General features: G+C 66.8%; 5 protein-coding genes. 2 read left to right on the plus strand and 3 right to left on the minus strand.

The window, feature by feature from the left end; genetic code table 11:
- Positions 1-362 precede the first annotated feature (362 nt).
- Positions 363-1328 carry a HEAT repeat domain-containing protein gene (locus ACFWBW_RS27710; RefSeq protein ID WP_385377652.1) on the plus strand — a complete coding sequence of 322 codons (966 nt, stop codon included), beginning with the start codon at positions 363-365 and terminating at the stop codon, positions 1326-1328.
- 895 nt (positions 1329-2223) lie between these two features.
- Here the strand turns inward: ACFWBW_RS27710 and ACFWBW_RS27715 are convergent.
- The 3 genes from ACFWBW_RS27715 to ACFWBW_RS27725 form a co-directional block, all read right to left on the minus strand.
- The gene (locus ACFWBW_RS27715) at positions 2224-2739 is read right to left on the minus strand and encodes a hypothetical protein (protein ID WP_385377655.1); all 516 of its coding nucleotides are present in this window, start codon (positions 2737-2739) and stop codon (positions 2224-2226) included.
- A 290-nt stretch (positions 2740-3029) separates the two neighbouring features.
- A complete protein-coding gene (locus tag ACFWBW_RS27720; protein WP_385377658.1) occupies positions 3030-3497 on the minus strand; it encodes a hypothetical protein in 468 nt (155 codons plus the stop codon).
- Between the two features lie 47 nt (positions 3498-3544).
- Positions 3545-9877, minus strand: a complete 6333-nt coding sequence (locus tag ACFWBW_RS27725) for an RHS repeat-associated core domain-containing protein (protein WP_385377660.1) — start codon at positions 9875-9877, stop codon at positions 3545-3547.
- 396 nt (positions 9878-10273) lie between these two features.
- Here ACFWBW_RS27725 and ACFWBW_RS27730 point away from each other — a divergent pair, with 396 nt between their 5' ends.
- A complete protein-coding gene (locus tag ACFWBW_RS27730; RefSeq protein WP_385377663.1) occupies positions 10274-14497 on the plus strand; it encodes a ricin-type beta-trefoil lectin domain protein in 4224 nt (1407 codons plus the stop codon).
- Positions 14498-14589 lie beyond the last annotated feature (92 nt).

The raw sequence follows: 14589 nt of genomic DNA on the forward strand, positions 1-14589 counted from the left end.
TGGACACCCTTTCTGACGGCCAGTCAACTCAACGGGAATCCGCGCCGAGGCGCGGATCCTCCTGCTATCAGACCTGACAGCACAAGATCTTCGACAGAGCCGGCAATTCCCCACGATCTGCATGATCATCGTCAGGTACCTCCCCCCTGGCGGACCGCGCATGGCTGCTGTTCCGTACGGTCGCCAAGCTGGCCGCGAACCTGCGGGGCGACGGCCGCTACGACGCGGACGTCGGTACCCGAATCGGCCCACTGGCCCTGCGGCTGGGCGAACTGAAACCACCACTCGCCGGCCCGCTCGGGAACGCACTCGGCCACCCGCATAACGGGCCGACATCCCTCGTCACCGTCCACGCCGCCGAGTTGAGCGGGAACCGCACGATCCGGCTGCGGGCGATCGACGCCCTGCTGGAGTGGGCCGAGCTCGGCCATCCGCAGGCCCGGGCGGCCCTGTCCGAGGTCGCCTCCGACCACCGGACGCAGGATGTCACCGTCTGGACCAAGGCACTCAATCGGATCGCCCTGTTCGGCGACGCGAGCGTCGAATCGGGCCTACTGCGCGCGCTCGCCGACACCGGGCACCGCGGGGTGCGTTGGTCGGCGCTCGCCTGTGCCGAACTCGGCTTCCGCCGGGCCGTTCCGCTGATCACCGCCCTGCTGGAGCATCCCGATCCGATGGTCCGCGAGGGTGCCTGCGAGGCGCTCGGCCTCCTTGAGGAACACACCGCCGTGCCCGCCCTGACAGCCCGGCTGAACGACGAGACCACCTGGGTACGCAGCAGGGCCGCCCTGGCACTCGGCCAAATCGGCGGCGACCGGGCACTCGCTGCGCTCTGGCAGGCCATGATGGAACGCCGGAACCCGAAGGCCAGTCATCTCGCCTCAGCGATCGCTGCCTTCGGCCCGCCGGTGGTGGACGACCTGATCGCCCTCACCACCGATCCCGACCCGGACCTCCGAGCACTGGCACCACTCGCGGCGACTACGTCACCGGCGACGCCCTCAACGACTGGATCCGCCACCGCGCCTACCTGGCCGGCCTCCCACCTGGCACCTGGTCACCTCCCACGGCCTACGCCGCGGCGGAGCCCAACAGATCGCAGACGCCGGCGCCGACCCCACCCACCAGGGCCGCTGGAAACCGGGCTCGGCCACGGTGAAACGCGAATACCTCGACCGCGCCCAATCCCGCACCCAAAACCCATGGCACCAGGTCCAAGCGGCACGCCGCGATGCCAGAACAGACACCCGGTGAACTGCGTCGGGGACCCGAGTGGTCTGCTGGCAGCGGGCTCCACGAGTCGACGCATATGCGCGAGACCGTGTTGACACATCCGGCAAGGGCAAGGCTCGCTGGATTATCCTCCAGCGAGCCCTTGAATCTGCAGATTGCACCCTTCGAACTCGGGGCTTTGCCAAGAAACTGCTTGTACAGAAGGGCCATCAAAGCTGCATGCGCGCTGCGCCCGTGCGACTCAATTGCCAGGCTGCTAGCTGTCGCCTGCAATCGACGCCGCCAACGTCGCCTCACCTGCGGTCAGCATCCCCGCCCTGAACGGCCCAGGACCGGACTCGGGCTGTGGTCCACCCAAGTCCGGAACCCCGACTCAGCGATATCACGGAAAGGCCGGCTACACGCTCGAGCAACCTTTCAGATCGGCGGCGTACACCCCGTGGCTGACGCACGAGATGTTTCCTCCTCTCTGCCCTCTATCACAGCCATCAGACCTGTCCATCAGCCCGATTGTCCGGTCGAGCGTGTGAAGTTCAAATCCGCGTAGTGCGGGAGGAACCCGATACCGGCACCCACCCGAGTCGAGACCGCGAGGTAGACCTTGCACTGCCTTCCCGTGTCAGACCCTCGGAATTCGAAGCTGATCCCGGGCCCCTCATCGGGGTAGGAGTCGAACTTCCATGTCGCAGAGCCGCTGTAGGTCAGGGGATCCGCCCTCGCCGCCTGGCCACAACCTGCCTCGGGTTCCGGTATCCCTACCAGTTCCGCAGATGCGTCCGCATGAACCGTCAGGCGTTCCCCAGTAGGAGTCGACCAGATTCCCTCCACATCTGTAGCACTAAGGGCGCCGCGGTCGTCATTTTCAGACGTGAGGGTGACTGCCAGCAATACCGCAAGAAGCCCCGCCACACCCACCAGGAGCTGTACGATTCCACGCAAGCGCATCTCATACCCCAATAAACTGGGCGCGCCGCCAACTCAGCCTCCGAGTCAGGGCTTACACCGCTCCGAGGACGACTTCATGAACTTCGCGCGGTCCATTACCTTGTCGCCGTTGACACCGGTGAGGACTTTGCCGGCACTGAGCTTGTTGACCTTATCCACGGTGAAGCTCAGCTTTCCGGTCAGACTGTCCTCTACCCCGACCACCCCGCGAACATTGGCCACGTACTCACCAGTGCTCTCCAGTGAGGTCAACGTCGATTCCGTGACCTTGAATCCATCAGGGGGCGTGAATAGGTCGATCTGCCCAAGCAGGCCCGTCATCCCGTCCCGACTGACGGTCCACTTCTTAAGTTCCGGCTCGTCGACGTTGTGGAACACCGTTACGCTGCGGAACCTGAAGTCAGGGCAGGGCGCCATCAGCAGCCGCGTACCGCCGCTCTCGGTACGTTCCACGGCAAGCAAAGCCTCGGGAGCGGGTGTGCACCCAACCACCAACTGCGCCAGCAGCACGGCCCCCACCAATGGGATGACTCGGGACGCAGCACTCTTGTCCGTACCCACAGCCTCTCTCCCCTTTCCTATTGTCACGGCCGAGGAGGCAACCTGTGCGTAGCCCGACAAATCGCAGACGCCGGCGCTGACCCCGGCGCAGCAAGGCCCTTGGACGCCGGGCTCGGTCACGGTGAAGCGCGAGTACCTCGACCGTGCCCAACCCCGTGCGCAAACCCCCCGGCACCAGGTCCTGGCTGCGAGCACCAGCAGCGCCGTCCGGTCATCGGCGAATTGTGACTGTGCACGAACCTGCGAGGTCCCGCCGCCCGACGACTGGACGGAGGCGGCGAGACCTCAGGTCAGGGCTTACACCGCCCCGAGGACGGCTTCACGAACTGCTCACGGTCCATTACCTTTTCGCCCTTGGTGCCAGTTAGGACTTCGCCAGCGTTGAGCTTATTTATCTTCTCAGCGGTAAATGCCATCCGCCCATTCAGGCTGCGGGTCCCCATCGCCCCGTCGATTTTGGCGACGTAGAGGCCCGGATCGCGCAGCTCAGTCAAGGTGGTGTCGTTGACCTCCCACCCCACGGGGGTAGTGAAGAATTTGACCTCCCCAAGTGAGCCGATGCGCTCTTTGTTACTCAGCGACCAAACCTCAGAGGGTCCGGTGTCGCTGTCGCTGAACACGTAAAGACCGAGGGCCCGATAGCCGGAGCAGGGGGCAATTACAAGGAGAATGTCACCAGTCGCAGTCCTCTCTATCGCGAGTAGTGGCTCAGGCGCCGGTGAGCAACCTGCTAGCCCTGCAGCCGCCAGCGTGATCACGGCTGAGAATAGCGCCCGCGCCAGTCCGTTTTGTCGGGCTATCGGCCTTACCATTTCTCGTAATCCCCCCACCATAGATTTGCCTCTATTTCGAACGAATTTCCGAGCGCGGGATCCCCGGTTCGCCACTCGGATCTCGCGGACGCCAATGCGTAGGCTGCCACGAAATGGTCCGCCGTATAGTGTCGGGCCCATTGTCGAGAATGCACGGCCTCGTGATATTCAATATTTGGTCCATATTTACTAGCCATGACACCTCCGACTTGATTCGCAATTTTCCTGCGGGTTTTCGACTCTTTTTCGAGTTGCGTCACAAACTCTCTTTTACTTCCAGGGAAGAAGTGCACGTCACCCACGGTCATCGGCTGCCCGCCGCCAGGCGAATGCCCGAAGCAGATGTACTGGCTGTCACGTTTGGCGCATCCGGTTGTTAGCTTCGCATAGCCGAAGGCCAGCTCGTTAGACCCGTTCAACACATTCATGTCGTGGAATGGATCGGTGAGGAACTCATCGGGGCGGCCGATGTCCACGATGCATTCGATCCTCGCGTCGTTTGTTCTGCAGTTTGCGGGCGGCGGCGGAGGGGCGATAGGGATGTTCAGCCATGCAGGCAACGGTGGCCCACAGGTAATTTTGCCGAGGAAGCAGCCCGTGCCGTCGTCGAGCGGGGTCACCGGGCCTCCTAGAGCGGGACCCTTCTTCTCCTTTCCGTTCTGCGAGGGTTTGCGAGGTCCGGGCTCGTGGCCGGGTGTGGTGTTCTCCTCGTCGGGTGCAGGCCGGGTCGGGCAGTCCACCTCGGCGCACATGCCGGTGGGGTCGGAGGTGGTGACCGGAGTGTTGTTGGCGTAGCTGTACGCGTTGAGGGCCTGTGGGGCGTCTGGCACTAGGACCGGGTCTACGGAGAGGAACCGGCCCGCGGCGGGGTCGTATTCGCGGGCTCCGATGTGGGTGAGGCCGGTCGACTTGTCCTGGGTGCCGCCGACGAATCCGCGTTCGCCGGGCCAGGCGGTCGGCTTCGTGCCGCGGTCTTCGCCGAAGGGCTTGGCGGTGCGGCGTTGGACGGTGAGGGTGGTGGCGTCGATGGCGGTGGTGCCGGTGTTGTGGTGGTCGGCAGCTATGTAGGAGAGCTTGCCGGCGGAGGTGCGGACGATGGTCGTGCCGCCGGGGGCCGCGTAGTGGCGGGTGCCGGTGACCTTGTCCGTGGCGGTGTCGCGGGTGAGCTCGTCCGAGCCTGTGTAGAGGGTGGTCTTGCCGGGGTCTTTTCGGGCGAGCCTGTTGCCGGCCGCGTCGTAGATGTAGGTGGAGGTGCCCGCGCTGGTGGTGTTGGAGGCGAGTTTGCCTTCGGCGTTCCAGGTCAGGGTCTGGGTGGGTCCGCCGTCGCCGGGGAGGGTACTGGGGGCGTCGCCGGTGTCGGGGCGGGTGAGGGTGTTGCCGCTCTTGTCGTAGGTGAGGCTGGTCGTAAGCGGGCCGTTGCTGCCCGTCTTTCTCGTGGTGGAGGTCGGGGTGTGGGGGCGCGGTGATCCCGGCGCCGGGTAGGTGTTGGTGGTGACGGTGGTCTTGGCGGCGTCGCCTGTGGGGTCGTGGTCGGTCAGGGTCTTGCGGTTGCCGGTGACGTCGTAGGTGAACGACTGCCAGTAGGGGGACGCGCCACCGATGCTGCTGCTCTCGGGTGTGGTGTTGGTGCAGCCTCCGACGCCGGGCACGCTGGGGCCGGGCTTCGTTGTGGTGCTGCTCGTGTCAGTCCAGGCCTCGGTGAGGCGGCCCAGGTAGTCGTAGGTGAAGCACTGGGTGTCGCGGGCGGCGCCCTGGACGTTGGAGACGGAAGTGACGTCACCGGCCGGCGTGTAGGTGTAGCTGGTGATGTCGACCGAGGTCGTCTGGTCCTGCTTGTTGAGTTCGGTGCGCAGAAGCCGGCCAGTGGCCTGGTCCTGGACGTTGGTCACGCTGACCTGCTTCGGCGTACTGCCGAAGGTCGTGCGCTGGACCTGGCCGAGTTCGTTGTAGCTGGTGTAGTTGACGTAGCCGACGGTGTCGGACCCGTAGGAGAGCGGGAGACCGTTGTCATTGCGGAAAGTGGTGAGGTGCTCGGCAGGCAGGCCGCCTACCGCAGGGAGGTTCAGCTCCTCCTCGAGCCCGCTGATGGCGTTGTAGGTGGCGGAGGTGGAGTAGGTGCCGGTGAGGGATCCCTCGCCGGTGGGGACGGTCAGCTTGGTGCCGGTGGGGCGGTAGCCGATGTCGTAGCCGGTGGTCTCCTGGCGCCAGGCCTTGCCGGCCACCCAGCTAGTGGATGCCGTTTGCTGACCGGGCAGGATCGTGTCGTATTCGTACGTGGCGAGCTTGGTGCCGTCGACCGCGCTCAGGTTGCGGGAGGTCGGGCGGCCCAGGATGTCGTAGCTGGTGAAGACGGTGGTGCCGCGGGCATCAACGGTCGACACGGGGCGGTCCGCGGCGTCATACGCGGTCGTGGACGTGCCCTTGTCGGGGTCCACCGCCTTGATCCGGCGGCCTCGGAGGTCGTAGCCGTAGGTCCAGTCGTTGCCGGCCGGGTCGGTGATCCGCTCCAGCTTGCCGACGGTGTCGTAGCCGTAGAGCGTGGCGTCGAACGCCCCCGTGGGGGTGCCGCCCTTGTACTGGCGCAGCTCGGTCTTGTGCCCGCGGGCGTCGGTGATCTCACTGGAGGCGGTGCCGCCCTTGGGCGGGGTGGTATCGACACGGTCGGCACCCGGGTACGCGGTGGCACTGCGCCACTGCTCGATCGCCTTGGAGTAGAAGGTCTTCGTCACCGGTCGGCCGAGGCCGTCGTACTGGGTGACGTTCTGGGCGGGCAGCATGTTCTCGTCGGCGGGGAAGCGGTCCTTCACCGGGTCGGAGTCCTTGTTGATGTACGTGCTGCTCGTCTTGAAGGCGCGGCCTCGGCTGTCGTAGGCCGTGTCGGTGATCAGGCGTGTGTGCTCGCTGTCCTTCAGCGGATTCGCCTGGGTCTGGACCTGCTGGCCCATCGCGTCGAGGATGCTGATGGAGGTGGCGTACGACCCGTTGCCGCGGAGCGTCCGGGTGGTGACCGAGCTGGTGTCGCTCTGGGTCAGGTCGTAGGTGAACACCTTGCTGGCGCTCTGGGTACGCGCACGGCCCGGCAGCCACAGCTCGGTGGTGCGGCCCAGCGCGTCGTAGGCGACCTCTGTGGTGCGGCTGTTCTGGTCGACGGTCTTGACCGGGACTGCGCGCAGCGGGTGCAGGGTGGTGGTCGTCGTCCAGCTCTTGGCGTTGGTCACCTTGACGGTCGTCGCGCGGGCCGGTGCGGCAGGCGTGTACGCCGATGTGGTCTTCGCCCCTGCGGCGTCGGTGGTGCTGGAGACACGGCCATACGTGTCATACGTCGTCGACGACTTGGTGACGTACTTGGGCAGGCCGGCCTCGAAGCGGTCCAGTACGCCGGTGTTCGTGGGCTGGCCGGGGCCGTCGAGGGTGCCGAAGGGCTTGTTGTCGTAGTGTGTGCGGCTGCTGTCGAGGGTGTTCGCCTCGGTCGCGGCCACGCCGCACGCGGCCTGGGTCCGGGTGGTCTGCGAGACGCGGTCGACGACCCGGGTGGCTTCGTTGCGGGCGTAGGAGACGGTGGTGCAGATGTCGGGCAGACCATCCGCCTGGTCCAGGACCGAGTTCTGCATTCCGTACTTCTCGTCGTAATCGACGGTCTCCGAAGTACTCCGCCAGGTCTTGTCGGCGAGCAGCGCCTTCTCCCTGGACAAGGCCGTGCCCTGCATCCGGGCTGTGAGGGCGGGCAGGTCCGCGCCGCGACTGTGGGTAGCGGTGGCCGCCGGGAGCCACGGGTCGGACTGAGATACGGAGACGAGCTCCCCACCGTCTGAGGCGTAGGTCTGGAGCTCGCGGAGGGTGCCGGCCAGGTGGTTGTTGTCCGGAATCACCTTTCCTGTGATCCCGGTGAAGGTGTAAACCCGCGGGGTCTTGTTGGCTCTGATGTCGCCGTTCATGCCGCGGAGGTAGAAGGCGGCCGTCTTCGAGACGACATCGGGGGCGGTGCCGGCGCGGGTGATGACCTGTCCGTAGCCGCGGAACTGGTTCCACGTCCGGTACTTCTCCTCGGTCAGCTCCTCGTCGTCGCGGTGCCAGGCGGCGGAGCCGACGTACTCGTAGCGGACCTCCTGGTCACGGGAGCCGCCGAAGGGATCCCTTTCAATGACGCGGGCGACGACGTACTTGTGGAACCAGTCCAGGCTCGGATCGTTCGGACTCCTCGGGTCCGGATTCCAGTACACGGGGAAGCAGCGCTTGGTATTGCTGTCCTCCGCCGAAGGCAAGCCGATACCGGGGGAGCAGTCCGTATCGGCGTACACGATGTCGGTGACCTTCCCCGTCTCGGAAATGATCTTCACGACGCGGTACCGGTTCATCGCCGGCCGGTTGTCAATGCTGGAGTCGACGCGGTTGTTCCGCAAGCCCTTCCAGAAGATGACCGGCGGAGTGGTCAACGCCGACGTACCGTCGTAGCCGGTGTGCCGGATCGTTGACAGCCACAAGGACGGGGCTGTTTGGTCCTTCGGGTCGGGGAACTGGTGGACGAGCGCGTAGGAGTCGACGTTGTCGTATCCGCCTGCACTGTCGAGGATCTGGGTGGTGATCTTGGTGAGCCGCTTGGTGGTCCAGAAGGTGGCCGAGTAGTTCTCGCAGGTACCGGTGGACCCGCACTTCTGGTCGAAGGGCACGTCCGGCCACTTCGTCTGATTGGCCGCGGTCAGCTTCGACGCTTCACAGTCGAAGACGTCCTTCTCGGGCAGGCAGCGCTCATCGACATCGAAGATGACCTGCGCGGTGGGCTTGACCGTGTCCGCGTCGGCGAGCTTCGAGCCGTAGGTGATCTTCTCCAGGTTGCCGCCGCGGACGTACTGAGTGAGCGTGCCCGTGGGGTTCGCCGCGGAGGCGCCCCGCTTGTAGCGGTTGGTCTCGGTGGAGTACCAGTAGGTGATGAGGCCGCCGCGGGGGTCGATGACGAAGTCGAGGTTCCAGCGCCAGGCCTGCTGGCACCAGGAGGCCGCGAATGTCGACTGGTGGCACTCCTCACCCGTGTTGTTTCCGTAGACGGGTGTGGTCCACGCGGAGTTGGTGGCCGGAGCAGTGGGGCTTTCCGGCTTGCGGCCGGCTCCGAAGTAGTACTGGGTGCCGTCGGTGGTGGTCACCTTCCAGTACTCGCCGTTGTTGTCACCGTTGACCGCGTCGGTCAGGTGCTCGACCTTCGAGGCGTCGTCGTTCTCCAGCCGCCATTCTTCGGTCTTGTCGTCCTTGACCAGGGTGGATGACTTGCCATTCAGGGAGAAGGTGGCGTTCTCGCCGGCCAGACACTGATCGCCGGATCCTTCCTGGCCGTCCTTCGCGCACGGCTTGAAACTGCGCTCCACGAAGCCGGGCGAGTAGTCCCAGCCCTCACCGATCCACGACGCCTGGTTGTTGGTCGCAGCCGTACGGCCGTCGACCGCCTGAGAGCTGTAGGACAGCGCGACGTTCGGCTTGGTACCGCCGAGGCCCTCGGGTACGGCGACCGGGTACGACCAGGAGAAACCACCCGTGTTGGCACCGCTGCTCCAGGAACCGGAGGGCGCCAGGCTGGTGGCCGCGAAGCTGCCGGACGGGCCGCTGGGGCTGCTCGACGCGGCGAAGACGGTGGCTCCGCCCGAGGAGTCCGAGTCGGCGCTCCGGCTCTGGGCATCAGGTGCCGCGAGGAGGACCTCGGCGCTGAGAAGGCCGGGTTGGTCGCCGTCCTTGGCGGTGGCCAGCGGAGTCTGGGTACGGCACTCCGGGCGCTCGGGCGTGCTCAGCGCGCACTCGGGGAGCGCGACGAGCTGGGCGCGGGAGAGCCAGTCTCCGCTGAACGAGCCCGCGATGTGCGAGACGTCCACGGACACCTTGACCGGCCCCCCCTTGGTCACGCCCTCGGCGGGGCGGACCGAGACCAGCATTCCCTGCAAGCCCGCCGCCTCGGCGGCGGCGCGGTCCGCAAGCTCCACAGCGGCCCTGCCGCTGCGCGGCCCTTCTGCCCCGGCGGCTGGGGCGACCCATACCGGTGCGTCACCGGCGCGGCTCGGATCGGGTGCGGGTGCGGCCGGGCCCTCGGAGGGTCCGGGAGTAGTGAAGAGCGAGCCGTTCTCTGGAGCGGGCGTGGTGGCGCCGAGGTCCACCTCGGCGCTGGTGGCCGACGGCCAGTACACGTCCTTCGGAGTCCAGTCCCCGGCCCCGCCTTCCGCCGGCACCTCTAACCCGGCTTGCGGGGCACCCTTCCCGGGTACCGATTCGGCCTCCTGCAGCGCGCCGGGCGACCAGGTAGGGGCCTCGGGCTTCCAGCCGGAAGCCTGCGCGGTGCCGGCACCCATGATCAGCGCGAATACAACAGCGGAGGCGACGATTATGCGGTCCTTTGCCGCAGATCTCCCTCTGGTTTGGCGTAGTTCTGGTGGTGCCTGCATGGCATTCCCCCACGGTAGCCAAATGATCAATTGGCGATGGATCCTACGCCTGTTTCTCACTAGCGAAATGCTGATCAATTCCGACATCCACCCCGCCCCTTACTGCCAATGTCTAAAAACGTGACCGAAATCGACCCACCTTGGTGCGCAATTTTCCGGTCATCACTAACGGGCGAGTGACTCATTCCCGGACGTTTAGCCGGAATGATTTGTTCCGAATCAGGATGGCCTTGGAAGGCTTATTCGGAGAGCTGTTAGCGTTCGCGGCCTGTTGACCATCGCAACTGCATGGGGAGTTTTGCCGTGGGGGGCACACAGAGAACCAAACGACCGGCCAAGCGGCCGGCCGCGCTGGCGGGGCTGATCGCACTAGCCCTGTCGATAACCGCCGTCGGCGCCGCACCAGGCGCCTCGGCAGTACCAGCGGTGGACACGCCGCCCGCGCAGAGCGAGCAGTCTCCGCCGGAGCGGCCGACGACCGAGCGGGAGCGCGCGGAGGACGCCGCGCTGGCGGAGGCGAAGCGCACGGGCCAGCCGGTGCCCGTGCCGGCGGCGACGACCGAGACCGACACGGTGACGGCCAATCCGGACGGCACCCTGGGCCTGACCCGCAGCGTCGCCCCTGTGCGCACCAAGCGCGACGGCACTTGGGCGGACCTTGACGCGACGCTGGTCCGGGCCGCTGACGGCACGCTCCGTCCGAAGGCCTCGGTGAGCGGTCTGACCCTGTCCGGCGGCGGCACCGCCCCGCTGGCCACACTCGATCAGGACGGCAAGCAGCTGGTCCTGGGCTGGCCGGACCCGCTCCCCGCACCGGTGCTGGACGGTTCCAGTGCTGTCTACCGCGAGGTCCTCCCGGGTGCGGACCTGAAGGTCACGGCCGATGAGGGCGGCGGGATCTCGCAGATCCTGGTCGTCAAGTCCGCCGAGGCGGCGAAGAATCCGAAGCTCACCACACTGACCACGGGCCTCAAGGGCGAGGGCGTCACCGTCTCCGCCGACGCCGCCGGGAACCTGAAGGCGGCCGATGCCTCGGGCCGTACGGTCTTCCAGGCGCCGACCCCGACCATGTGGGATTCCACCGCTCCCGTGGAGGTCCCGCTCGCCAAGACTTCCGGCACCCTCGCCTTCTCCCAGACGGTCACCGCGGACGATACGCCGTCCGGTACCGGGGACGAGGAGGCGGTCAAGACCGACTCCGACAGCGACGGACCGGGCGACTTCGCCAGGACCACCCGCCTGCAGGCCGACCTCGGCAAGGACTCGGTCGCCCTGACCCCGGACCAGTCCTTCCTCACCGACCCCGACACGGCCTACCCGGTGTACATCGACCCGGCGTGGGTCCCCACCAACCGCGGTACCCAGCACTGGGCCTGGGTCCAGGAGGCGTACTCGACCACCACGAGTTACGACGACTACGCGGACGACTACGACCCCGGTGTCGGCTACCAGCGCTGGCGCAGCAGGACGGGCCTGGAGCGCTACTACGTCCAGCTCGACACCAGCGACCTGAGCGACAAGGTCATCAAGAAGGCCTCCTTCATGGCGACGCAGTCCTACGCCGCCGACTACACCTGCTCTAACGCCTACAGCGTCGAACTGCACTCCACCGGCACGCTGCTCTCAAACATCACCTGGAACAACCAGCCGAGTGACCGCGGGGTCCTGCGCACCACCTCTCTCAACAGCGCAGGCGGCGCAGGATGCCCCAACTCCACCACCCGCGGTGAGTGGGACGTACGCGACCACCTGGACGCCAACCAGAGGGCCGGCAGCATCACGTACGCCCTCTTCGCCTCGAACGAGTCCAAGAGCAGCAGCAACAACGGCTTCAAGCGGTTCAACCGCGACAAGACCAAGCTGCCGTTCCTCTACATCGAGTACAACCGGCCCCCGTACAACCCGTGGGGGCTCGCCATGAACCCGGCCCCCCAGAACCCGAACGGCAACGGCTGCGGCTGGGTCGGCGCCACCACCTACGCCGGCTTCACCATCGGCGCCTGGATCGGCGACCCCGACAACGGCCAGACCACCGACGCCATCTTCCAGGTCACCGACACGGCCAGCGGCGCCGTCGCATACGGCAGCGGCTGGATCGGGGCCGGAAACGGAACCCACTGGGTATCCGCCCACCCCACCACCCTCACCGACGGCCGCACCTACTCGTGGCGCGTCGCGAGCGGCGACGGCGACACGATGTCCGCCAAATGGGTCAGCGGATGCACGTTCTCCCTGGATACCCGGCCGCCGTCCGTCCCGGTCGTCACCTCCGCCGAGTACCCGCCGTCCGGCACCCTCCCCGGCTCCAAGAAGTACATCGGCCAGCAGGGCAACTTCACTGTGGAGGCCACCGACTCCCTCAGCGGAGCCCTGTACTACGAATGGGCCTTCAACGCGGACATTCCGGTGGGCGGCGCCAACCGGGTGAATGCCACGGCCGACGGCACCGCCACCATCGCGGTGACGCCCACGACGTGGGGCACGAACATCTTGCGCGTGCAGGCCGTGGACCGTGCCGGAAACCGCTCGCAGCAGCAGACGTACGTCTTCTACGTACCGGACAACCCGAACGCCAAGACCACCCTCGGCGACATCACCGGCGACGAACGCGTCGACTTCATCGCCCCCGCCGACAACGGCGACCTCATCGTCTACCCCACAGCCGTCGACCCGTCGGCCGGCGGCCTGATCGCCTCCACCAAGGCCAACAGCCCCGGCGGCCTGGGCTGGGGCAACGGCACCCTGACCACACACCGCGGGGGCAACGGCATCACCCGGGACGACCTGTGGGCCTACCGGGACGGACAGCTCCGCCACTACCGGACCTCCTTGAACGAGGGTGGTCTGGAGGCCAACGGCGGTCTCTACTTCACCGAGGGCAATGCCGGCGATGTGACGCGGCCCAAGGCCACGGCCTGCATCGTCGCAGCGACCGGCAAGCCCTGCGGCGCCGAGTACCGCGGGGACTGGAGCCGGGTCAAGCAGATCGTCGCCGCCGGCGACGTGCTGACCAAGCCCGGCGAGCCCCTCAACGACCTGCTCACCGTCGAGAGCACCGGCACGGGGAACTCGCAGCTCATCCTGTTCCAGGGCGGGGGCGCGACAGGCAGTCTGGTCAACCCCGTCATCCTCAGCCCCTCCGGCTGGGACGACCTGACCCTCATCGCCCCCGGCGACGCCACGGGCGATGGCCTGGCCGACCTCTGGGTCCGGGACGATTCGACCGGCTCCATCTACCAGTACGCCAACGAAGCCGGAAACCCGGAAGCACTCGGAGACCACAGCAAGCGCACCAGGATCCGCACCGGCGTCACCGCCGCCGCCTTCCCGGTGATCGGCTCCTCCGGCGACACCAGCGCCGACGACATCCCCGACCTCTGGTCCCTCGACAGCCGGCACCGCCTGCGCACCTGGAACGGCAAGACGACCAGCGGCAAGGTCACCAGCTTCGACAGCTCCGAAGTCATGGGCGACGCCCGGATCTCCACCCATCACTGGAAGCTGAACGAAGAATCGGGAACGACCGCCGTCGACATGCGGCGACGCAGCAACGCAAAGCTCAGCGCCACCGGAGCCACTCGCATCGCCGGCACCGTCGCGGGCACGCTCACCCAGGTCGTCGACCTCGACGGCGTCAGCGGCACGGTCACCGCCACCGGCTCCCCGGTCGACACCACCGGCAGCTTCACCGTGTCGGCCTGGGCCAGGTCCGAGGCGAACGGCGTCGTCGTCAGCCAGGACGGGCTGCACTCCAGCGGCTTCGTCATCTGGCACGACCAGGACGGCACCTGGCGGTTCGGGATGTCCAAGAAGGACGACGACAGCTGGAGCTACGACCAGACCAGCGTCATGAACGACGCCGCCAAGGCCCGCACCAAGGAGTGGACCCAGCTCACCGCCACCTACGACGACGTCACCGGTCTGATCGCCCTCTACGTCAACGGCACCCTCGCCGGCACCGGCCACCACCCCAAGGCCAACGTCTGGAAGGCCACCGGCCCCCTCGTCCTCGGCCGCTACAAGTACCAGAGCAAGTCCTCCACGTACTGGAACGGACGGATCAGCAACGTGGCCGTCTACGACCACTCCACCGTCCCCTCCGCGCCCGGCACCACCCTCGTCTCAGAGGTCGACAGCACCAAGTGCGTGGACAACAACAACGCCAGTAGCACCGAAGGCAACCCCATCCAGATCTGGAACTGCGTCGCGGGCCCCATAGCCGCCCAGACGTTCGACATCCACGAGGACGGCGAACTGCGCGTGGCCGGCAAATGCCTGACGGCCGCGGCCAACGGAACCGCCGACCACACCCCCGTCCAGCTCAACACCTGCAACGGCGCCACCGGCCAGCAGTGGCTTCCCACCGCCGCCCACGGCCTCTACAACCCGAAGTCAGGCCGCTGCCTCGACATCCCGAACGCCCGCACCGACAACGGCACACAACTCCAGCTCTACCAGTGCAACCAGAGCAACGCGCAAAGCTGGCACGTCTCCGGCCTCGCCACACCCCTCGGAGCAACCGGCTAACCCCAGCTACTGACCGGTGAACCGCTGGCCCGTCTCCCTTGAGGAGGCGGGCCAGCGGCGCTGGTTGGGGAGGTTGGGGGTGGGTGTTCTGC

The organism is Streptomyces sp. NPDC059957 (assembly GCF_042730015.1).
Classification (GTDB): Bacteria; Actinomycetota; Actinomycetes; order Streptomycetales; family Streptomycetaceae; genus Streptomyces.